The 24,514-nt window shown below is 37.2% G+C and carries 17 protein-coding genes; 5 read left to right on the top strand and 12 right to left on the bottom strand.

From position 1 onward, the window contains the following. Positions 1–58: 58 nt before the first annotated feature. From ACFINK_RS00675 to ACFINK_RS00655, 5 genes are all read left to right on the top strand, one after another. Positions 59–1,090, top strand: a complete 1,032-nt coding sequence (locus tag ACFINK_RS00675) for an AAA family ATPase (RefSeq protein ID WP_375612988.1) — start codon at positions 59–61, stop codon at positions 1,088–1,090. After that, positions 1,091–2,002, top strand: a complete 912-nt coding sequence (locus tag ACFINK_RS00670) for a DUF58 domain-containing protein (protein WP_375638069.1) — start codon at positions 1,091–1,093, stop codon at positions 2,000–2,002. Next, the gene (locus tag ACFINK_RS00665; protein WP_375638068.1) at positions 1,999–4,797 is read left to right on the top strand and encodes a DUF4159 domain-containing protein; all 2,799 of its coding nucleotides are present in this window, start codon (positions 1,999–2,001) and stop codon (positions 4,795–4,797) included. Before ACFINK_RS00670 ends, ACFINK_RS00665 begins: the two co-directional genes overlap by 4 nt. Further along, positions 4,794–6,890 (top strand): glutamine amidotransferase, encoded by a 2,097-nt coding sequence (locus ACFINK_RS00660; protein WP_375638067.1) that lies wholly within the window; start codon positions 4,794–4,796, stop codon positions 6,888–6,890. The genes ACFINK_RS00665 and ACFINK_RS00660 overlap by 4 nt, the downstream gene beginning before the upstream one ends. 596 nt (positions 6,891–7,486) lie before the next feature. After that, positions 7,487–8,371, top strand: a complete 885-nt coding sequence (locus ACFINK_RS00655) for a metallophosphoesterase family protein (RefSeq protein ID WP_375611167.1) — start codon at positions 7,487–7,489, stop codon at positions 8,369–8,371. A gap of 1,364 nt (positions 8,372–9,735) precedes the next feature. Here ACFINK_RS00655 and ACFINK_RS00650 read toward each other — a convergent pair. The 12 genes from ACFINK_RS00650 to ACFINK_RS00595 all read right to left on the bottom strand — a co-directional run bounded on the left by ACFINK_RS00650 (position 9,736) and on the right by ACFINK_RS00595 (position 24,198). After that, on the bottom strand, positions 9,736–10,560 hold the full coding sequence (locus tag ACFINK_RS00650; RefSeq protein WP_375612993.1) for an outer membrane protein: 825 nt from the start codon (positions 10,558–10,560) through the stop codon (positions 9,736–9,738). A 451-nt stretch (positions 10,561–11,011) separates the two neighbouring features. Further along, on the bottom strand, positions 11,012–13,957 hold the full coding sequence (locus tag ACFINK_RS00645) for a bifunctional [glutamine synthetase] adenylyltransferase/[glutamine synthetase]-adenylyl-L-tyrosine phosphorylase (RefSeq protein ID WP_375638066.1): 2,946 nt from the start codon (positions 13,955–13,957) through the stop codon (positions 11,012–11,014). A gap of 70 nt (positions 13,958–14,027) precedes the next feature. Further along, positions 14,028–15,410 (bottom strand): sensor histidine kinase, encoded by a 1,383-nt coding sequence (locus ACFINK_RS00640; protein ID WP_375611164.1) that lies wholly within the window; start codon positions 15,408–15,410, stop codon positions 14,028–14,030. Further along, positions 15,407–16,093: a response regulator transcription factor gene (locus tag ACFINK_RS00635; RefSeq protein ID WP_273791552.1), complete on the bottom strand. Its 687-nt coding sequence runs from the start codon at positions 16,091–16,093 to the stop codon at positions 15,407–15,409. Before ACFINK_RS00635 ends, ACFINK_RS00640 begins: the two co-directional genes overlap by 4 nt. Positions 16,094–16,165: 72 nt before the next feature. Further along, positions 16,166–17,677 carry a Do family serine endopeptidase gene (locus ACFINK_RS00630; RefSeq protein WP_375611163.1) on the bottom strand — a complete coding sequence of 504 codons (1,512 nt, stop codon included), beginning with the start codon at positions 17,675–17,677 and terminating at the stop codon, positions 16,166–16,168. A 218-nt stretch (positions 17,678–17,895) separates the two neighbouring features. Then, positions 17,896–18,306, bottom strand: a complete 411-nt coding sequence (locus tag ACFINK_RS00625) for a cytochrome c-type biogenesis protein (RefSeq protein WP_375628209.1) — start codon at positions 18,304–18,306, stop codon at positions 17,896–17,898. 1 nt (position 18,307) lies between these two features. Then, on the bottom strand, positions 18,308–20,287 hold the full coding sequence (locus ACFINK_RS00620) for a heme lyase CcmF/NrfE family subunit (RefSeq protein WP_375638065.1): 1,980 nt from the start codon (positions 20,285–20,287) through the stop codon (positions 18,308–18,310). A gap of 7 nt (positions 20,288–20,294) precedes the next feature. Then, complete coding sequence (gene ccmE / locus ACFINK_RS00615; RefSeq protein WP_375611160.1) at positions 20,295–20,774, bottom strand: cytochrome c maturation protein CcmE; 480 nt, start codon at positions 20,772–20,774, stop codon at positions 20,295–20,297. 77 nt (positions 20,775–20,851) lie between these two features. After that, positions 20,852–21,622, bottom strand: coding sequence for a tetratricopeptide repeat protein (locus tag ACFINK_RS00610; RefSeq protein WP_375638064.1), 771 nt, complete (start codon positions 21,620–21,622; stop codon positions 20,852–20,854). A 234-nt stretch (positions 21,623–21,856) separates the two neighbouring features. Beyond that, positions 21,857–23,275 (bottom strand): ATP-binding protein, encoded by a 1,419-nt coding sequence (locus tag ACFINK_RS00605; RefSeq protein ID WP_375611158.1) that lies wholly within the window; start codon positions 23,273–23,275, stop codon positions 21,857–21,859. Next, entirely contained in the window at positions 23,275–23,940 is a 666-nt protein-coding gene (locus ACFINK_RS00600) for a response regulator transcription factor (RefSeq protein WP_375638063.1), read from the bottom strand. Before ACFINK_RS00600 ends, ACFINK_RS00605 begins: the two co-directional genes overlap by 1 nt. A 21-nt stretch (positions 23,941–23,961) precedes the next feature. Then, complete coding sequence (locus ACFINK_RS00595) at positions 23,962–24,198, bottom strand: hypothetical protein (RefSeq protein ID WP_273723886.1); 237 nt, start codon at positions 24,196–24,198, stop codon at positions 23,962–23,964. Positions 24,199–24,514 lie beyond the last annotated feature (316 nt).

The raw sequence follows: 24,514 nt of genomic DNA, 5'->3' as shown, positions 1-24,514 counted from the left end.
ATCCATTATCATGCAGAGAAAATTACCATTTTTGCGACAAACGCCTTAAGGAAGAAATATGAGTCAACATGATCCATCATCCAATTCTATAAAAAAGGTCAATATCAATCATGAAGCTCAAGTCATTATTGATGATATTGATACGGCACACAAAGAATTGGATATTTTACAAAAAGAAATTGACAAAGTTATTTTTGGGCAAAATCAGGTAATCGAATATGCTTTAATCGCTATTTTTGCTGGTGGTCACGCCCTTCTTGTCGGTGCTCCAGGACTTGCAAAAACACGTCTTGTTGAAACATTGGGAACAGTCTTAGGGCTTGATGAAAAACGCATCCAATTCACTCCTGACTTAATGCCATCGGATATTATTGGTTCTGAAATTATGGATTCCGATAAAGACGGTAAACGTTCTTTTCGATACATTCAAGGTCCTATTTTTACGCAACTTCTCATGGCCGATGAAATCAATCGTGCTTCCCCACGGACACAGTCAGCCCTTTTACAAGCTATGCAAGAATATCATGTTACTGTTGCAGGTAACCGTTATGATTTGCCACAACCTTTTCATGTTCTTGCAACGCAAAATCCTCTCGAACAAGAAGGGACCTATCCACTTCCTGAAGCACAACTGGATCGCTTTTTGATGCAAATCGATATTGACTATCCTGACCTCACAACAGAGCGACGGATTATTTTAGAAACAACAAAAGAAAAAAAATCAAATGCAAAACCAATTTTATCCGGCAAAAAATTGCAAAAAATTCAAAATATCGTTCGCAAAATGCCTCTTTCAGAAAGTGTGATCGAAGCTATTTTAAAAATTGTCCGCTCATCTCGCCCTCATAAAGACAATAGCCTTGCTAATACTTATGTTTCTTGGGGACCTGGTCCACGGGCATCACAAGCCCTTTCACTTTGTGTTCGCGCCCGTGCTCTTTATTATGGACGCTTAGCCCCTTCACTTGATGATGTTGAAGCATTGGCCTATCCTGTATTACAACACCGCATGGCTCTTAATTTTTCTGCCCGTGCTGAAGATATAACCGTAAAAGATATTATTAATAACCTTGTGAAAGATGCTCTTTGAATGGCTCTTGGCAAAAAAGTTTTACAAAAGCCTCCATTGTCGCTGGCAAATGAACTGCATAAGGATACTGGCAAAATGCCATATTTCCTTTTACAAGCGCGTCATATCGCTAATACATTGATAACCGGATGGCATAGACAACGTAAAAGCGGTAATGGGGAAAACTTTTGGCAATTTCGTCCCTATATGGAAGGAGAATCCATTAGCCGCATTGACTGGCGTCGCTCAGCGCGTGATGAAAATACATATCTCCGTGAACATGAATGGCAAATGACACAAACCGTTTGGCTTTGTCCTGATCAGAGCGCATCAATGCATTACTGTTCGCGCTTTTCTAAAATCTCTAAAGGTAATCATGCCATTATTCTTACCCTTACCTTGGCATCCCTTCTTGCACGCAGTGGCGAACATATTGCTATTCCTAACTTAATGTCCCCCACAATGACATCCAATGTCGTAGAACGAATAGCCTTTGCTTTAGAAAATCATTCAGATGAAAATTTATTTCCGGATTTTTCAACGATTACACGCTTTTCACATGTCATTATAATGAGTGATTTTCTCGACTATCCTGAAAAAATCATCCAACATTTAACCGTTTTAACTACAAAACAAGTGACAGCGCATTTAATTGAAATTTCTGATCCCGCAGAAGAAAGCTTTCCCTACACAGGTCACACAGAATTTTTGGATCCCGAAACGAAAGAGAAACATGTTTCCACTAAAGCAGAAGATCTTCGTAAGAGCTATTGTAAACTATATCACGCAAGGCGACAAGAATTGGTAAATTTTTGCGCACGCCAAGGATGGTCTTATCACGTTAGTACAACAGATCAACCTTTAACAGAGACCATTTTTCATCTTGCAAATACAATGAGCGACTCTCCATTGCAAAAAAGGAGGGCACTTTGAGTTTTGCTGCTCCCTTTCTGTTACTAGGGCTTTTGTTCCTACCGGTCATTTGGTGGCTGTTGCGGATAACTCCTCCATCTCCGCGTAAAGAGCTTTTTCCCCCTTTTCGCTTCTTACCCAAACCAACTCATCAACAAGAAACAGCAAAACATACACCTTGGTGGTTGCTCTTGTTGCGTTTAACCATAGCGGCACTTGTTATCATAGCTCTAGCACGCCCCACTTGGAATCAAAAACCAATAAGCTTTTCCGGATCTCAACCCCTTGCACTCATTATTGATAATGGTTGGGTTTCTGTAAAAGAATGGAAACAGCGCATCTCTATCGCTGAAATGCTCCTTGCACAGGCAGAAAAACAGCAAAAAAATATTTATCTTGTTGCAACGGCTGAAAATAATATCTCCAATATAGAGCCCCAACCAGCCAAGATTATAAAACAGCATTTAATGCATTTGCAACCGCGTCCTTGGCCTGTCAACCGTGTGCATGCCTTCAAAAAACTCAGCGAAAGAACCAAAGGAAAACCTCTTGATATTGCTTATTTAAGTGATGGATTACAAACAAATGAAGATGAGCAAGCTTTTGCTCTTCTTGAAGAATTAAAACCTAGAAACTTCTTGTGGTATTTGACTGATATTTCCGATTTAACCGGCATAACATCCATAGAAAATAATAATGGAAACATGGGCGCGCGTATTATCCGCTCAACAACACACAGTAATACTCCCGCTATACTCAGCCTTTACGATTCAAATAATCAACTTCTCGGTCAATTTACGAACAAGTTCTCTGAAGGAGAAACAACAGCACTTGTTCCTTTTAATGTACCACTTGAACTACGCAATGATATCGCTTGGATAAAAATAAACAATCAAAACCATGCTGCTGCAACCTTCTTGGTAGATAGCCATAACAGGATAAGCCGTGTTGCTCTTCTCTCACCCGATACCAATGAAATGGCACAGCCTTTACTTGCTCCATTTTATTACATTATCAAAGCCTTACAAGGTCATACACAGCTTATAACAGCCGGTGGAAGAGAACTTTCAACGGATATTGATCATTTGCTTAAACAAAATCCATCTGTTTTGATTATGGGTGACATTGTTAACATACCCCCAAAAGCAGAAAAAAAACTTTCTGATTTTGTGAATAAAGGGGGAACACTCATCCGCTTTGCAGGAGAAAAACTCAGTAGCGCAGAACATTACGATAACCTTCTTCCGATACCACTGCGCCCAGGTCAACGTTCCCTTGGAAGTATTATGTCTTGGACAAAACCACAAAAGCTTGCCCCTTTTGCAAAAAATAGCTTTTTCTTTGGTCTTCCCTTTCCAGGAGATGTTACTGTCTCGCGCCAAATCCTCGCAGAACCAACCCCAGATCTTTTTGAAAAAACGTGGCTTAGCCTTTCGGATGGAACTCCTCTTGTTACCGCAGCAAAACGTGGTAAAGGAACCCTCATTCTCATTCATGTTGCTCCTGACCCAACATGGTCTAACCTTCCTCTTTCTGGCTTTTTTGCACAAATGCTGCAAAAATTAATCACATTAGGTTCTAACGAAAACACAAACCTAACACACAGAGAAAAAAGAACAGTGATACAAAACCCTTGGCGAACTATAGCCATTGACGGACAATTACAAGTACCACCCTCTGATGTTGTTCCTTTGATCTTTGACTCTCAAAATCCACCCCATCCTTCCTACCATACTCCCCCAGGACTTTATGGTGCCAAAAACAATTTTTATGCACTCAATCTCTTAACTCATTCGTCGCACTTGATGAAACAATCATCATTGCCAACTTCTCTTAATAAAAGCCCTTTATCTTACGATACAAAAGAAAAAAATCTTATCGGTCCACTTTTAGGATTAGCCATCTTATTATTCGCCTTTGACAATTTTCTCATTTTATGGATGGGAGATATTTTTTCTTTCATGAAACGGCGTAATATGTTTCTCGTCCCCTTTATAAGTCTTATTGCCTTGTTTTCATATGATCCAACTCTTCATGCACAAACGAAAGAAAATCATCATGATAGTGTACAAGCTGCTGGCGCAACACATCTTGCCTATGTTATAACCAATAATCATGAAATTGATACAACGAGTAAAAGTGGTCTAGAAGCGTTAAGTCAATTTATCGCAGAGCGCACAATGCTTACCCTTGGCTCTGTTACAGCACTTGATCTCGATAAAGATGAACTCTCTTTTTATCCTCTTATTTACTGGCCAATTGATGTTAAGAGTCCTATACCAACCCCCAAAAGCCTTGAAAAAATAAATAACTTTATGAAACATGGGGGAACAATTTTATTTGACACGCGCGATCAGATAAAGAGCAATCTTAATCTTGAAGGAGACGCTACTCCAGAAACGCAAAGATTACGAGATATCTTAAAAAAGTTAAATATTCCATCCATTGAGCCAGCATCAACAGATCATGTTGTTGCACGTTCTTTTTATATTATGCCAGATTTTCCTGGTCTCTACCGTGGTTCACCTTTATGGGTTGAATCCTCATCAACAAACAAAAAAAATAAAAACTCTCTTGCCAACGGCGATAACGTAAGCTCCCTTCTCATCACCGCAAATAACTTTGCTGGGGCTTGGGCACTCGATGAAAAAGGGGCATGGAAATATCCCCTTGTTCCCAATGATCCAATGCAACGTCTATGGGCATTTCGTGCAGGTTTAAATATTGTCCTTTATGTGCTTACAGGAAACTATAAAGCGGATCAAGTGCATGTTCCAGCACTCTTGGAACGCTTTAAAAGAGAAAGAAGGCAATGATATCATTTTTCACTTTTCAGCCTTTTTTACCACTCTTTTGGATTCTGCTCTTAAGCGGAATATCGATTCTTTTTGTCGTTGTTGGTCTTGTTACGCTACGGCAAGGTTCTTTATTTCGTCTGATGGCATTAAGCGCCCTTATCCTTGCTTTGCTCAATCCAATGATCATAAAAGAACAGCGCGAACCACTGAAAAGCACAGTAGGCATTGTCATTGACCGCAGCAAAAGCCAATCATTTGGAACACGTACAAATGATAGTGATGAAGCGCGCAGGCAATTAGTCGAAACACTGGCGCATTATCCACAATTTGAACCACGCTTTATTGAAGCTGGGAAACTTGCTGATAATCGATATGCACCCTCAACGAATTTGTTTGAAGCTTTAACACAAGCACTATCTGATGTACCGTTCTCTCGTTATGCAGGAACCATTTTTATCACCGATGGACAAGTGCATGACATCCCTGACCTATCAGACCTTCATCATGAAGCACCTCTCAATGCCCTGATTACAGGATACTCAGATGAATTTGATCGCCAAATCAAGTTTATTTCTCCTCCACGCTTTGCCCTTGTCAACAAACCACAAACGCTCTCCATTTTGGTAGAAGATAAAGGCCCCGCCAAAAAAACAATATCAGAGAAAGCAAATATTACACTAAGCGTCAATGGACAAGACATTGGCCATTATTCTGTAACTCCTGGCGTGATTTTTCAAACTGAAATTACCCTTCCTCATGCTGAAAAAAATATTATCCAAGTTATAACTGATCCACACAAAGGTGAACTAAGCTTGGAAAACAACCGCGCCATAACAATTATTGAAGGAATCAGAGAAAATTTACGCGTTCTTCTTATTTCAGGTGCTCCTTATAATGGAGAACGGACATGGCGAGACCTTTTGAAAGGTGACTCCAATATTGATCTTGTTCACTTTACTATTTTGCGTCCCCCCACCAAAGCAGATAATACGCCCTCAAGCCAATTATCCTTAGTGGTCTTTCCCACAAGAAAACTCTTTGTTGAAGAAATTAATAACTTTGATCTCATCATCCTTGATGGCTACCAGCACTCTACTGTTCTCCCCTTAATCTATTATGATTATATCGCCCAATATGTACAAAAGGGGGGTGCATTGTTGATGGTAACAGGACCTGAATTTACCCAAAAAAACTCACTTGCGAAAACACCTTTAATAAGCATTCTACCGGCATTGCCCAATGGAACTATTATTGAAAAACCTTTTCGCCCCACATTAACCAAAGAAGGTGAGCGCCATCCTGTCACAAGGGGTCTTGCAACACTTAACCTTCCCGCTTCTCAATGGGGGCAATGGTTGCGACAAATTGCTATTCAAAACATAAATAACGGAATCGCCCTCATGAAAGGAGCGGATGAACAACCACTTTTACTTCTCTCCCATGTTGATAAAGGACGTGTGGGCATGTTGCTTTCTGATGAAAGTTGGCTTTGGGCACGAGGTTTCGAAGGCGGTGGTCCTTATGCTGCTCTTTATCGTCGTATTGCCCATTGGCTCATGAAAGAACCAGAACTTGAGGAAGAAAAATTAAGTGCGACTAGCAGCCATCATCATTTAACAATTCGCCGCCAAACTCTAAAAGACCATCCAGAACCCGCTGAAATAATCTTTCCCTCTGGAAAAAAAGAAAATATTACTCTGACCAAAGAGAAAGAAGGCCTTTTTACTGCAACTGTGACCACTGATGAGACAGGAATTTTTAACATTAAAAATGGCGGTTTAACAATACTTTCTTCTGTAGGGATGCTCGATAATCTTGAGTTGTTTGACTTGATTTCAACACAAGAAAAACTAGCCCCCATTATTAAGCACACTGGTGGCTACATCGGACGTTTACACCCTGAAGGAAAAGACAACATTCATCTTCCTCCATTTAAGCTGATTCAATCAAAAATAAGTCCGTCCTCTTCCCCAACACATTCAATTGTTCTGAAAGAAGCAACAGAAACCCGTTTAATCAATACCTTTTATTTTTCGATATTTTCTGGTTTTTTTGCACTGCTTGCTTGCCTTTTACTGTTGAGCAGCATGTGGTATTATGAAGGCCGTTAAAAAGTCTGAGATTTCGTATAATAGTTTTAAAATTCAGCTTATCTTTTTACGTATTTACTTGTCTTTTGTAATTAGATAACGTATTGATTTATAACTCAAAATACAGTGGAATTCTCCTTATTTCCAATATCCTCATATTAAAACAATAAAAAACATTCTCTTGCGTATTATTAGAAGGGATGCTGTATGGATAGAAACCATTGAAGAAAAGAGTGAAATACCTCTTATGAATCCTCTTAAAGCAAAGCAAGGATTTTCATAAAATTGGGGGAAAATAGTATGATGTTTTTTATTTGCACCTTGTATAAGTGTAGAGATGGTAGTGTACAGTAAGCCCTATATAGTTCACAGAAGCTTTCCATTATAATATCGAGTACCATCGTGAAATTAGCTCAAACGCATTGAGAAATGTTTTTTTTACAAATATGTGAATCTACAACACAATGATATTTTATTAGGGATATTCTATTTGGAACATTCCGCTTGAGACATTCTTTTTTGCAAGCTAATTTTCATTTTACAATCTTTCTTGCCTTTAAGCACTAACTTATCTTATGTTTATTCTTTAAATCGTTTTTAATACTTTACGAGCTTTTATGTTTTATCTTGCCCATATATCGGATGTACATCTTTCCCCTCTCCCGCAACCTTCCCTTTTTGAACTTTCTGGGAAACGTCTTACCGGTTATCTGAACTGGCAAAAAAAACGTAAGAGTCAGATGGCAACAGATGTCCTAGAAACTTTAATAGATGCCTTGAACAAAACAAAACCTGATCACCTTGTGATCTCTGGTGATCTTGTAAATCTTGCTCTTGATAAAGAATTTGTACAAGCTCATCGTTGGCTACTTAACCTAGGAAAACCTCAAGATATTTCTTTGACATTTGGAAATCACGATGCCTATGTCCGGGGCGCTTTACAAAAAGCATGCACTCTCTTTAAACCTTGGATTACAGGTGACATCCCTCAAAAAAGTGCCTTTCCTTATATGCGCATTCGCAAAGATGTTGCCATCATAGCAGCTTCTTCAGCCATTGCGACATTGCCTTTTCAAGCTTCTGGCTATTTTGGTAAAATGCAAGCGCAAACTTTACCGCTCTTTTTAAAGGAAGCAGCACAGCGCAACCTTTTTCGTGTCGTCATGATTCACCACCCCCCCTTTCCAAAGGCAACGTCTTGGCATAAAAAACTACGGGATATAAAACGTTTTCTAGACATTATCAAATACCACGGTTGTGAGCTTATTCTTCACGGACATACTCATTTACCCACATTGAATTACATTGAAGGACCAATTAAAAAAATTCCTATTGTTGGTGTTCCTTCCGCATCACAAGCTTTTGGTGATAAAAAACCGCCCGCAGGCTTTAATTTATTTTCCATTGAACGCTTACAAAATCAATGGCATTGCCAATTACAACGTTATAGCATTATCAACCCCAAAAACGAGATTGCATGTACTGAAACAATTAATCTTTAAACACCTTCATAGTTGCCCAAACAACAAAAAATAAAAACATTTTTATTTCACATCCCTTTGGAAATCATAATTCTTATTTCCCTTTTTCTCCTTAAAAGATAAAGTTTCACCTTCTCTGTCAATAGATCAATTTTTCTCAGACAGTTCCATCTGCTGCCCCACTTATGTGACTAGCTTTTTACAAACTTATCGGTTTTCTTCCTTCCCGCTCTAAAGGACGAAAATTCTACCACATCTGATTTATAAATAATTCGGATTCTTGTCTCACGGGTTCCAGCTGCTAATTGCGCATGTGATTTACTTCACAAAGCTCTACACATAAACCCTGCTTTGAATTTCATCATCCACTCCTCCAAAAGCATCTAATGCCTAAAATCCTTATATTATTACAATGATGATATTTTATAGAATAATAGAGAAGCTCATTCAGCTTCTATACCTGAAAATCAATGGCTAAAAAAGCCAAATAATAACTAAAGTATATAATTTAAATAACCCAACCTACTTGTGATTCATAAACAAATGATGTTGATTGATTTATCGTAAATAGATTTGAAATGATCCATTACTATTTCACTCGAAATTTATTATCGTACATTAAAAAATTAGGAAAATAATAGATTATATTTCGATAACAGACATAGGTAATAATGTTTTTTATGTCTCAATAAATTCCTAATTTTCTCTCTATTTTTTCCTATAAATCACTTTATAATACTCTTTATAATTATTTTATTATTGAATTATATTGCGGATGTAATTTTACGTTCTTTAGAGTTTTTTTGCGAGCTTTTTGTTATTAAATAAAATATTTTACGATACCGCAAAACAGAAAAGTTGATTGTATGAAAAATCTTTCAAATAAAATAAAATGCCATTAGCTTGCCAATTCACATGTTGGTTTAAAAAAGCATCTTTTAAAGCACCCAAACCCATTTCCCGACGGTACCTATGAATGATGTAATGTTAAGTCCATTTAGCAACACCATCTTCACGTTTATGGAAAAGCAAGCTAGTATCAAAATCTCACACTTTGCCACCCCCTAATGTAGCGACAGCCTTTAGCACTTAAAATGGTTCATAAGAAGCATTTTTATTCTTTCTTTAATGTTTTTATCTCACGACGCCCCCTCTTTTTGACGTGCAAAAGACATGGTTTTGATCGGTTCAATTAAAATGAGAAAATCTTATGACACTTGGGTCTCTCACTCAACATGACAAAAAGTAATTTATGTTTACAAATCAAAGTATTGTTCGAATAAAATAGTAGCTCTTTTGAGTAAAGGATATTTACTAGAACATATCTGAAAAATAAAAGCCTCATTCGAAAATGAGACTTTTGAAGTGTTTAATTCTGCAAAAAATTAAAATTTATAAGCTACACCCACACGAAAATCATTTGTCTTGTAGCCCATTTCAAATTTATCCTGTATGAACTTCTTTTTGCCAAAATCTGAATAACGATATTCTGCACGTACAATAATATTATCAGTCATTGCAAAATCAATACCACCTCCAAGGGTATAACCAATCATGGTCTTTTTTTCATCATGCAACCAATCAGAAAAATCAACTTCTCCATTTTTGCTATCAGCTACTGCCGCAAAAATATTCTGAAGCTGCGTATAAGCAATCCCTCCAGAAATATAAGGCATCATACGCTCAATCGCAAAACCAACTCTCACCCGTGTAGCACCAGCCCATTTTTGTTTTAAAGTATGACGTACAGCTTTAATAGGTGTTGTCGAATCCTCCTCATGCAAATCTCTTGTTAGACTTGTTTTTTCTACAAGTTTTGGTGTTTCTTCAGTTGGACTTTTTTTCGGTAGATTGACATCTTTAGAATCCTTTTTACCAAACCACATAATATCTGTATCAATACCTATAATAAAACTATTATCGATATCAATATTGGAACCTGCATAAACTCCCCCGATAAAACCAGAAAGTTTAGGTAAATTCTCCTTTCCAATTGGATTCCATATCCCTGTCTCATGTTTTAAATAACTTGCAGTTGTTTTACCTGAAAAGTTACCAATCTGTCCTCCAAGATAAAATCCTGTCCAAGACAAAGCAGGTGCTGGAATAACAGGAACAGGTTGTTCAGGAATAACGATATCCGACGCCTGTACTACAGAAATTGAAATTAAAGAAAATATAGATGTTGAGGCTAAATACTTTGTAATCATAATTGCTCCCCTAAAAGCTAATGTGATACATAAATAATGGTAAATCGTTTCACAATTTTTTGAAAAAATCTATAGCAAAAATGACACAGTTAAAAAATTAAAATTAGTTTTAAATAAAGCTTAAATATTATTTATAATTTCCAGAAGCTATTAATCTATAGTAGCTTTTATAGCTTCATATTGATCATTATTACTTGGAATTATATAAATAATTATAATGTCAATTTTTTGAAAAAATGAGATAACGCTCATAAAAAATATGATTCACTAAATTAATCACTCACCGCTTTTTGTATAAAGAATGATACCTAGAATGGAGAATTTTTTCATCACACTTGAAAAAACAGTAGAGAACTTCACTCTAACCCTCTCAAGCGTCTATGAAATGAAAGACAAAAATTAATATATAAAAATGGAATTAATAATTTTTATTTATTCTTATAGAATTATTTTAATATTTCATGATTTTTGTAAAAACTGAACAGACCAATTGCCCAGTTTCTGCAATTAATTTTTCAACACGAAGCAAATCAGGTTCCCCAACACTATTCAACAAAAGGTCACTTAATCCAGGTGGCATGTCATTGGGATCAAGAGAATCATTTAAGCAAAGCCGTATAATTTGACTCAAATTTGTATAAAGACGATAGGCATAATGTAAATCAGCAATACATGACTGATTAAGAAAACTGTTTGGTAAGTGATCTAAAATATCCGCTGTCGTCGCTCCAATTTGAAACTCAATGACATGCGTAATAAGAGAAAATTGAGCAATAAACTCCAAATCCATAATGCCACCAGACATCGTTTTTAAATCCCATTGATTTTTTGGCGGCTTTTCTTTTGCAATCAAGGCACGCATTTCACATACTTCTTTTGCAACTTCCTTCTTATCACGAGAAATAGCAATAATTGCACACACTTCATTTTCTAGCTTTTGTAAAAAATCAGGGTCTCCTGCAATGCCTCGAGCCCTTGTTAAAGCAAGATATTCCCATATCCATGCTTCTTGGCGATAATACTTTTTAAAAAATGGAAAAGAAACAGCAATAGGTCCTTTATTGCCTAATGGCCGTAACCTTAAATCAACGACATAAAGAATACCTTGGCTTGTAAGAGTGGATAAAGCAGAAACGAGGCGCTGTGCTAAACGCGTATAATATTGAGAGATATAAAGAGGCTTTTCTCCATCAGATATTTCTGCATCATCATCGTGTTCATAAAGCAAAACGAGGTCAACATCGGAATCTGCTGTTAATTCGCGACTTCCAAGCTTCCCCATACCCAATATGCCAACACGCCCTCCTTTAATACGACCATGAAGACGAGAAAATTCCTCTTGAACGGTAGCAAATGTTTTTGTAATCATAAGATCAGCAAGCGCAGTAAAAGCAAAACCCGCTCTTTCTCCTGTAATTGTACCGTTTAAAATTCGAATACCAATCAAAAAACGTTGTTCATCTGCAAAAATCCTTAAATGATCAAGAATTTCCTCATAAGAAAGAACATTTTCAAGAAAATATTCAAGCCGTTTTTCTAAGTACGTTTTGGTCGGTAATTCTGAAAGAATATTCGGATCTAACATTCCATCAAAAACATGGGACCTGCGTGCAATAATTTCTGCAAGACGTGGAGCAGCCCCCATAATAAGGACAAGCATATCCAAAAGAGAAGGATTAGACTGCAAAAGACTAAAAAGCTGAATTCCTGAAGGTAAGCCCTGTAAAAAACCATCAAAACGTAACATCGCCTCATCAGCTCGTTTTGTCCCACCAAAAGCTTTCAAAAGAGCTGGTGTTAATTCCGTTAATCTCTCGCGTGCTTCGGCTGATTGCGTTGCTTTATAACGACCAAAATGGAGCGTGCGCATAATACGACAAATATCACTTGCTCTTTCGAAGCCTAAACGGCTTAACGTTATTAATGTCTCCGGATCATCTTCTTCACCGGTAAAAACTAAATTACCAATTTCTAAACCAAGTTCTTGCTCATTCTCAAACAGTGCAGCATAATGTTTTTCAACAATCTGAAGTGTTTTTAATAAATCACGGATAAAACTGCTCCTGTCTTGATAACCCATTAAATAGGCAACACTCGTGAATTGAGCAGTATCATTTGGAAGAAGATGTGTTTGTTCATCGAAAAGCATTTGAATACGATGTTCCACATTTCGAAGAAAAGCATAACTTTTTATAAGGCTATTTCTCGTTTTCTCACTGATCCAACCAAGCGTGTGAAGTTCTGCTAACATTGCAACTGTCTGACGTCCACGTAATTGAGGAAAACGTCCACCAGCAATGAGCTGCTGTGTCTGAACAAAAAACTCAATCTCACGAATACCACCACGACCTAACTTTATATTATGCCCATAAGCTGCAATTTGACCGTAATTTTTATGCGCATGAATTTGACGTTTGATCGAATGAATATCAGCAATAGCAGCATAATCTAAATATTTCCGCCACACATAGGGAAAAAGCTCTTTGAGAAAGTTAAAACCTGCCCTCTTATCACCAGCAACTGGACGTGCTTTAATCATGGCTGCTCGTTCCCAATTTTGCCCACGCCCTTCGTAATAACGCAATGCAGTCCTTACTGGTAAGGCCAAAGGGGTTGAACCTGGATCTGGACGAAGACGAAAATCAAGACGAAAAACATATCCTTCCGCAGTGCGTTCTTGAATGATACGGATTAATCGGCGTACCATTTTAGAAAATACGTCAACACTTTCAGAAAGATTACCAATATGAGGTGATGTTTCATCAATGAAAACAATAAGATCAATATCAGAAGAATAATTAAGTTCCCCTGCTCCTAACTTTCCCATCCCTAAAATAATTAAACCACAGTCTTTTTCTGGATTCTCACGGCTTAATAAATTGATCTTACCATGATCATGCGCTTCTCTTAATAGAAAACGTAGTGCTACACTTAATGCTGCTTCGCCCAAACGTGTCAACCAAGCACATGAAACTTCGTAAGTAAAAACACCACCCAAATCAGCTAAAGCAATAAGAACATGCGCTTCTCGTTTTTTGCGCCTTAAAGCAGCCATCAATGAAGTTTCATTTATAGCTTCATCCTCATCAATAGCTGTAATATCATCTATAATTTCGCTCAGCTTTGTTTCTATATCAACATTTAATAAAGCACTAAGATATGATGGGTTGGCAATTAAAACCTCACGCAAAAAAGGAGATAAGGTCATAACCGAACTGATAAAATCAATCTGCGTTCCACTCTCTGAAATGATGGAAACAAGCGATTCTAAACCTTCTTTCCTTGCTTGTTCTTCCATGTCTTTTAACCATTGGGAACCACTTTTATCGAGAGGACATAAAGGGAGAAGCTGTGTTTTTAAAAAAGCTTGTTTCGTCTCTGCTCCCTTGAAAAGCATTTTGCTTTCCTTTCTATTGCTTTATACTTTTAAAATAGTTGTTACGTATGAAAAGTGAAGAAAAATATCTTTAAGGAAATAACAAAATAGCCCTAAGCCCTGGATTTGCATTTTCAAGTAACAATTCACCCCCGTGAAGCTTCATAACCGCTTTTGCTATACTTAAACCAATCCCAAACCCAGGTTGTGTGCGGCTTTCTTCAAGACGAACAAATCGTTCTGTCACTTTTTCACGTTTATCCTCTGCTATTCCTGGTCCATTATCGCTCACAACAACTAATAAATGTTCATCACGATATTCCATTGATAAGCAAACCTTCGCTTGCCTTCCACCTTTAGGCGCATATTTAATTGCATTATCTATAAGATTAAAAATTGATTGCGCAACAAGCTCACGATTCAATTTTAGCTCTTTATCAAATATATCTCCCAACTGAAGTAAAACACCTGACTCTTCAGCAAAAGGTTCGTAAAGCTCAACAGCATCCTCAAGGATCAGTTTCATATTAATCATTTCAAGATGTTCAATTGCACTGCTGGCCTCAATACGTGAAATCATTAAAATCGCATTGAACGTACAAATAAGTTGATCTGATTCTGCAATAACCCTATCAAGGACCTGACGATATTCAAGCTTTGTCTTATTTCCTGAAAGCGCTTCTTCAGCGCGATTTCTAAGACGCGTTAACGGCGTTTTCAGATCATGAGCAATATTATCTGATACTTGACGTAAACCAATATTTAACTCTTCAATGCGGTCTAACATAACATTAAGATTGGTTGACAATCGATCAAACTCATCCCCTACTCCAGAAACAGGTAAACGCCCACTGAAATCACCATCCATCAAGCGCTGTGATGCAGCCGTTACATGATCAATCCTTTGTAAAGCTCTCCTGCCAACAAAAAACCATATGAGTAAAGCGCCTCCAACCATTGCAGCAAGTGCAATGATCACAGCTTTGCGAATAACAACAGCAAAACGTTCTGGCTCATCCAAATCACGTCCTATAAGAATCTTCATAGCATTAGGTAAATCAACAATAACCGCCAAAGCGCGATGTTCACTTGTTTTGCCATGTTCTCCAAAACGGGAATACAAAAAAGAGGTAGAAATAAAACCACTCTGATTCAAAAGACCTAATTCAATACGTGCTACATTTCCTGCTAAAATACGCCCCATAGAATCTGTAACAAGATAAAGAAATGCTCCTGGTTGTCTTGAACGATAATCAATAGTGCGCATTAATAAGGATAATCCCCCATAATTATAAGCATTTTCAATATACTTTAATTCTTCATGTAAAGCCTGTTCAGTTTGCTCTGTTAACAATGAAGCAGAAAATGCCGTCATATAAATAGAAAGTCCTGTTGCCACCAATCCAAACAATAAAATGTAAAGTGCTGAAAGCCTTAGCGCCGTCGTGCGCATTATATTAATCAAACGATTCATGCTTTGTTATCTGGTACTTTCAGCATATATCCAGCTCCACGCACTGTATGGAGAAGGGGAACATCAAAATCTTTTTCAATTTTGGCTCTCAAACGAGAGATATGGACATCAATGACATTCGTTTGTGGATCAAAATGGTAATTCCAAACGTTTTCCAAAAGCATAGTGCGTGTAACAACCTGCCCCGCATAACGCATCAAATATTCAAGTAAACGAAACTCTCGTGGTTGCAATAGAATGTTTCTATCACCTCGTTTTACCGTATGTGCTAACCGATCAAGCTCAAGATTACCTACACAGTAAACAGTTTCTGCTTCTTTAGGATTTTTCCGCCGTTGTAAAACTTCAACACGCGCAAGAAGTTCAGAAAAAGCATAAGGCTTTGTCAAATAATCATCTCCCCCTGCACGCAGCCCCGTTACACGATCATTAACTTGCCCTAAAGCAGACAGAATAAGAACCGGTGTTTCATTGCCTTTAGCGCGCAATTCAGCAATAATAGAAAGACCATCACGATGCAAAAGCATTCGGTCAACAACCATAACGTCATAATTTTCCGTGGTTGCTAAAGCATATCCAGTATCCCCATCATAAGCAACATCAACAGAATGCCCTACTTCCAAAAATGCTTTTTCGAGATAATGCCCCGTCTCATGATCATCTTCAATAACGAGTATCTTCATAAAACGTATCTCCATTATTTTATTATGTTGTAGGACAAATGTTTAATAAACATTTGTCCTACAACTAAAGCCTTATTTTTTGAAAATTGGAAGAGCAACAAAACGATTTTGATCATTTGTTCGCACTTGTAAGAGTATAGCCTTTCGTCCTAACTGCTGAGCATTTTTGATTGTGTTAATAATATCAGAGACTCGTTTAACTGGTTTATTATTTACTGTCACAATGATATCACCAGGGCGTATCCCTTTATCTGCAGCATCTGAATCGGTATCGACATCCGTTACGACAACCCCTACACCATCATCAGAAGGCATAACAATCAAACCATAATCTTCCAATGTTTCATCTAAATCACTCTGTCCATTTGAATATTTTGAAGTCTCTTTCTTACTTTCATCTTCAGACATTGAAGCGAGTTTAACCTTTATACTCTCCTCCTTACCTGATCTCCAAATCCCTATGGTTACCATTTCTCCTGGTTTAATATTTGCAATACGTTTCGCCAGCTCACGCGCATCAGCAACTTTTTCATTATTCACTGAAATAATTACATCACCCGCTTTAATACCAGCCTTTTCTGCCGGTCCTTTTAACGGATCAGTAACCAAAGCACCTTTGGCTTCTTTCAATCCTATTGAATCGGAAATCTCCTTTGTTACCGGCTGAATCTGAACACCTAACCAACCACGTTGAACTGAACCTTTTTCAATAAGTTGTTGTACAACCTGTTTTACAGTCGCTGCTGGAATAGCAAAAGCAATCCCAACATTTCCTCCAGAAGGAGAAAAAATTGCTGTATTAACCCCAACAACCTTTCCATTAAGATCAAACGTTGGACCACCAGAGTTTCCTCTATTAACAGCAGCATCAATCTGAATAAAATCATCGTACACACCAGTGCCAATATCACGTCCACGTGCAGAAACAATACCTGCTGTCACAGTTCCACCAAGACCAAATGGATTCCCAATGGCAACAACCCAATCCCCAACACGAAGCTTTGAATCATCACCAAAATCAACATAAGAAAATTTTCTTTTATCATTCACTTTTAATACGGCAAGGTCGGTTTTGGGGTCTTTCCCAATGAGCTTTGCGTTCAATTCTGTACCATCATCAAGAACAACAGTATAACTTGTTCCGTCAGAAATCACATGATCATTGGTCACAATGTAACCATCAGACGAAATAAAAAAACCCGATCCAAAAGCAACAGGACGGAGTCTCTGCGATTGGTGCGGAAATTTATTTTTAGGTTTATCAAAATCATAAAACTCTTTAAAAAATCTTTTTAAAGGATGCTGATCTGGTAATTGATCAAGTCCTGGACCACTAAAAAAGTTGCTAAAGAACCTATCTTCTTTCTTTTTATTGCTCTTTACTTGTACTGCTACAACGGCTGGTTTCACTTGAGCAACAATATCGGCAAATCCCTGTTGTTGCATTAACGAAGTAAATACAGAACTTGCATGAGCCTTTGTCATCCACAAGCTTGATGTACATCCACTAAAAAACAGTGCACTTTCCAATATCGCAGAAAAACTCACTGCGACAAATGTTTTAAAGAAAGCCTTTTTAACCATTTATTCTATGCTCCTATTCAATCATACCTTTATTTCAATTCCGATCACTTATAAAATACCAGACCTTACCGTTTTCTGTCTAAATTATTAAAGTTTTGTAAGGTTTCAGTATTCCCTAATATAATTACAATAAGATTGTCTGCTCATTGCAGATGATCTGATTTTTTTCTTTTATGTAACATTTTTTTTAATGCAATGACATTTTTGACTGTTCTTTTTCATTCACATAACTCATGATTATTTCGTTTGAAGTGGAAAAATATGATACTTACGCCAATGATAATAATGATCAAAGGCGAGAACCATAAAAACCAAGTTATCTTATTCAATGGTGGTTTCAAGAGAATAAATTCACCATATCGCTCAACAAGAAAGTCAGTGACTTGCTGATTACTATAGCCCATTTTTAGCCTTTCCCGAATTAAAAGCCGTAAATCACGTGCTAAAGCAGAATCTGAATCATCAATTGATTGATTTTGACAAACAGGACAACGTAAATGCGATGAAATATGGCGTGCTCGCGCTTCAAGAATCTTATTCTTTAAAATCTCATCCGGCTCTACTGCTATTGCTAATCGAAAAGGAAACGTTGCAATTAAAAAAAATACAATCCAAAGAATTTTTTTCATCTCAATGTCTTTTCCAAAAATTTAAAGCAAGCACTACCCTATTGTACATGCCAATGCGAAACCAATACCCCAAAAGAGAAAGACATCCCCCCATAGCCATCATGAATGCCCCTAACCAAATACATATTACATAAGGCTTCCACCATACGTGCACAACGAGACCCCGATTATCAATATGTCCCGGTACAATATATAGCTGTGATAAGCCATGATTTTTAAGACCAACTTCTGTTATTGATGTATTTTGGCTTGAATAAAATCGCTTTGAGGCTGTTACATGACCTACAATGTTTTTATTTTCATATATTTTAAAATAAAACTCCATTGTCGAATAATTCGAACCAACACCATCATACACTGCATCAAAATGAAGCGTTTTATCCGCTATCGTCACCCTATCCCCTTCGTTCATGATTAAAATACGTTCTTGCCCAAAACTTGCTACGCAAACAATACCAAATAATGTAACGCCTAATCCCATATGTGCTATTGCTGCACCAAAAGTAGACCATGGCAATCCAAGAAATCTCTTAACGCGTACTGAAAAAGCTCTCTTGCCATATCCACTCTTTCCCCATAGATCCGCTAAACTGCCTAAAAAAACAAACGCTGAAAGCCCAATCCCTAAAACTGCAAAAATATCACGCACAGATGTCGCATAGAATATTATAAAACAGACGATACCAACCAATACAAAAACAAACCACAAGCGTTCAAAAACTGCAAGAAAATCACCGCGTTTCCATGCCATCATTGTCCCAAATGGAACAAACAACAACAGCAAAACCATTAGCGGTCCACAGGTAAGATTAAAAAAAGCAGCCCCTACAGAAATTTTTTGCCCTGTTAATATCTCAATAAAATAAGGATAAAGCGTACCAATCAATACTGTTGCTGTTATTGTTGTCAGTAACAAGTTATTTAAAACAATAAACCCTTCACGTGAAATTGGTTGAAAAAATCTTTCTGTTTTTAAAATAGGGGTACGCAAAGCAAAAAGAAGAAAAGCAGCTCCCGTAAAAAAAAATAAAAGAGCAAGAATTGCTTGCCCGCGTGCTGGATCAACAGCAAAACTATGAACAGAAACTAAAAGCCCAGAACGCACAAGAAAAGTTCCCATCAGAGAAAGGGAAAAAGTAAGCAGCGCTAAAAACAGAGTCCAACTTTTCAATATTTCTCGTTTTTCGAGAACAAGAGCAGAATGTAAAAGAGCCGTTCCTGAAAGCCACGGCATAAACGAAACATTTTCAACAGGATCCCAAAACCAATACCCCCCCCATCCTAGCTCATAATAAGCCCAATAAGAGCCAACCATAATACCCAATGTCAAAAAACACCAAGCAAGTAAAAGCCACGGACGAATCCCACGCGCCCAAATTCTATCAACCTGTCCCATAATCAATGCCGCAACGGCAAAAGAAAAACAAAGTGAAAAACCGACATAACCTAAATAAAGTAGCGGTGGATGAATTGCTAATGCGATATCTTGTAAAAGAGGATTGAGACCATTTCCCTGCAATGCTGGTGGATTTACGCGTAAAAATGGATTGGATACAAAAAGAATAAATAAAAGAAAAGCAGTTGTAATCCAACTTTGGCAAATTAAAACAAGCGTCTTAAAATCTTCTGGCAAATGTTGGCTAAAAAAAGCCATCAATGCGCTAAAAAAAGCAAGACTTAAAACCCATAACAACATAGAGCCTTCGTGGTTGCCCCAAACACCTGTAATTTTATAGAGCATCGGTTTTTCTGAATGAGAATTCTCAACAACGTTCAAAACAGAAAAATCAGATACGACATAAGCATAAATTATCACTAAAAAAGATAAAAGCAGTAATGTAAAAGTGATATATGTTAGAGGAACAACTGTTTGCATTAACAAACGCTCTCTCCACCAAAAACCTAAAGCAGGTAAAAATGCCCCTAATAAGCTTACTGAAAATGCTGCAGCTAAAAAAATATGACCCAGTTCGACAAGCACAATCGAATTATTTCTCCATAATGTAATGTTTTTTCAAACGATCAGCTGTTTCTTTAGGCATATAAGTTTCATCATGTTTTGCTAAAATACGCATCCCTATAAAAAAGCCCTGTTTATCGAAATGCCCTTCTACGATCACCCCCTGACCTTCACGAAAAAGATCCGGTAAGGCACCATTGAAAACTACTTTTTCATGTTTTTTGTTATCCGTTACAAAAAAAACAACGCCTCTCTCTCCAACATATTGAACAGTTCCCTTTTCAACAAAGCCACCCAAACGCAAAGGGCGCTCCGTTAAAATATCTTCTCTTGTAATTTCAGAGGGCATTCTAAAAAAACTGACCGCATGACGCATTGCATACACTATGAGACTTGCTGCAATTGTCATAACCAAACAACATAATAATATGATCAGTAAGCGCTTTTTTTTTCGCTGCTCTAAAATAACCTTCCATGAGGCAGAATTCTTTAAAGATTGACTGTTCATAGACACTCTGCGAAAAAATTTTAAATACGTTATAATTAAGTATCAATATTTTATTTTTTAAGAGCTTTGCACATCTTCTACATAGGTGCAAGATTTCTTTTCTTTGTATGCTTACTCGATAAATCACGTAACTGAATCATCATTTTTTTAACACGTGATTGTCCTGAAAAATTTTCAGGCATTGTATCAAGAAAGCTTTGTAAAAATTGCACTGCCTGTGCAGTTTTTCCTGCTTGATGCAATGCATCGGCTAGCAATAAACGTGGATAAAAATCTGTTGGCGCTAAATCTGCTGCTTTTTGAAAAGCATTTTGCGCTTCTTGCGTTATCACTCCCCCTTCATAACCAACCAATGCTAAACCGTATCCTACAAGCCTTGGAGCTGTTTCTCCATTCAAACGAAGTGCATCTAAATAAGTATTCACTGCTTCTTGAAAAAGGCTTTCTTCGAGATACCCTACCGCTAACGCATCTGCTAGCTTGCCATCATTAGGTGCACGGAAAAAAAGCACTTGTAAACGAATAAGCTTTTCTTGCTTACTAAGAGTTTGAGGATCCTTATCCATTAATTCGCTAAAAAAATAACTTTTCACTTCTGGATTGCCTGTCAGCCCATAAATATTCCATGTCATAAGGAGAACAAACAAGATACTTAAAGCCTTAAGAATATTTCTTTTTTTATAATGCATATAAAGCTTGTTAAACTCAATCATACGCTTATGGCTTCTATAACCATCCACGGTTTGAACTTTCCATTCTTTTTTTATCTCATCATCAAAACGTAGTGAAAGAAAAAGAACACTTGCCAGAAAAATCAGAAAAAATGCTGCAAAAATCAATAAGAGCATATCGTTTTTTTCCAATACGAACAGAGAATAACTCGCTTACATTTTATCCTCTTCATGAGAAAAGTGATGTGAATTAATAAAAATTCATTTTTTCATGGAGAATATTATAAAATCTATTATATATATCAATTAAACAAAGAAACTAAAAACAATGTTTCCCTACTCTTTGATGTATTATCTGAAAATACTGCTTTACAAACTTTATAGACATTTCTTGCTTAAGGAGAAAATATGTTATTCTCCCATCTTAGGTAATAAAACTTTTGCATACAACCCACCCAAATCAGAACGGGATAAAAAGAGATTCCCACCATATTCACTGACCATATCTGAAACAATTGCTAACCCTAAGCCTGACCCTAGTTTACTTTCATTAAACCGCCGCCCCCTTTTTAATGCTTCATCAATTTTGTCTTCTGTTAAACCAGGACCATCATCTTCTACAAAGATGCTAAAATATTCTGTTTCTTCAGCATTTTCTTCTAAACAACAAGAGATCAAAACCTTTGCGCGAGACCACTGAGTAGCATTTTCAATCAAATTCCCTATAATTTCTTCTAAATCTTCCTTCTCTCCAGAAAAAACAATATCATCAACATCCATAATAAATTGAATTTGTTTTTCAGGATTAAGCTTTTTCATAACCCGCACCAAGCGTTCAAGCACACTGCGAACAGACGTATGATAGACAACACTATCGCATTGTGCTGCAATCCGCGCACGCTGAAGATAATGATTGATTTGAGCTTGCATTATTTGCGTTTGCTCTCTCAACAAACTAGCCTTTTCTCCGCGCATCTTATCTGTCTCATTCATAATCACGGATAGAGGCGTCTTCAATGAATGCGCGAGATTACCAACCTGTGTGCGAAATCGCTCGATAATACGCTGATTATTATTAATGAGAGCATTCATCTCTTGTACAAGCGGCATCACTTCGCTTACTAAATCCGTATTCACATAATGAACTCTTCCTTCGCGAATATCATTCAATGCACGTCGAATAAGCTTCAACGGTTGAAAACTAAAGAAAATAATAGCAATATTAATAAGAACACTCCCGATACCGAAACTCCAAAGAAAAATTTGCAAAGTTCGCTTAAATTCCTTTACCTGGGCATGAGCTTCATCGATATTCCCAACAAGCCGAAAACGTGCAATATGATTTTTATTATCAAGAACAACATCACTCTCAATCACTTGTAGCTTTTGACCATTGTTCCCCGTTATCCGATAAGAGCGAAAGAATTTATTGTCAAAAGGTATATCAACATCACTTGGTGTAAATATCTCGCCTGTTCCCAATGAGGGAGATGTCAATCTTCCTTTTAAATTATGGGATATCGCAACAACTTCCCAATACCATCCTGTTGTTGGATCAGAATAACGAATATCATCAATCCCAGCCCCTCCTATCAAAGTACCTTCCGATGACACCGTCACTGTTGCAATAAGACTGTAGAGTTGAGCAGAAAGGATACGCTCTAGGCTTTGTTCAGTCGAACGCTTATAAAATAAAATACTTACTGCAGAAATCGATAAAAGAGAAATAACAACCCATAATGTTGATAAGATCATAACACGTAAACTGAGAGATCGAGTAATTACAAAAAAGAACCTCCTATACCAATTATTCTCTTCAAAAACATTCATTAATCACCTCGCGTTCTCACGCGATATCCCATTCCTCGAATAGTTTCAATCAAATTCATTCCAAGCTTTTTCCGTAACCGACCTACAAAGACTTCCACCGTATTCGAATCCTTATCAAAATCCTGATCATAAAGATGTTCAGTAAGCTCTGTTCTTGAAATGACCCTGTCACAATGATGCATGAGATACGAAAGCAGTCTGAATTCATAAGATGTTAGTTTAATCAATTGACCATCCACAAAAACACGAGACGTCTTTGTATCCAACAAAACATTTCCGCAACATAATGCACTTGTCGCATGTCCCGTAGTGCGACGAATTAATGCTCGCAAGCGCGCCATCACCTCCTCCAAATGAAATGGCTTCACAACATAATCGTCAGCTCCAGCATCAATACCGCGCACCTTATCAGACCAACGGTCTCGCGCCGTTAGCATTAAAACAGGCATGGAGAGCCCTTCTTGACGCCACTTTTCAACAACACTAATACCATCAATCTGCGGTAAACCTATATCAAGTATCACCGCGTCGTAAGACTCTGTGCTCCCTAAAAAATAAGCCTCTTCACCATCGAAAGCACTATCGGAAACATATCCTGCACGTCTTACAGCTTCTGCTAATTGATGGTGAAGATTCCGATCATCTTCAACGATTAAGATACGCATCACAACACCATCTGCTAAAGACTAATCAGCAGGAACAAAAAACTCAACACGACGTAACTTTTCACCATTACGGGCTGGTACAACAACTACAATTGCACACATGTCCTTTCCATCCTGAACAACCGGTTTTGAACGGACGAGAACCCCGCTCTCTTGTGCGGCAGCCTTCTTACCTACTTCAGCACACCCAGAAGCTAGAACAGAATCTGCTCCTAAAAAAGCTGCTATTATTACGAACAAGAATTTTTTTTTCATCATAAATATTTCAATAACCCATCTCTTCTCTTCCTTGATAAAGGATAAAAGAAATAATGGTTTTTTTTAGTCGATTAAAAAATCACAAATGAAAACAATTTATCCTCTATCTTACAGAAGAACATATTAACATTACTCCAAATTTTTAAAAAATCAAAAAAATATTTTTAATAATGAGAATAAAATTTATTCAATAAAATAATAAAATATTAATATACTATCTTACAAAAAATGCATAATTCTAAAACAAATTCTTTTTCTGTTAGAACTATAGAAAAAAAATACTTCTACTCCATATAATTATTGTAGATTTGTTTGG

The organism is Bartonella sp. AA16NXGY (assembly GCF_042197325.1).
GTDB lineage: Bacteria > Pseudomonadota > Alphaproteobacteria > Rhizobiales > Rhizobiaceae > Bartonella.
This window is presented reverse-complemented; position numbering and strand designations above follow the sequence as displayed.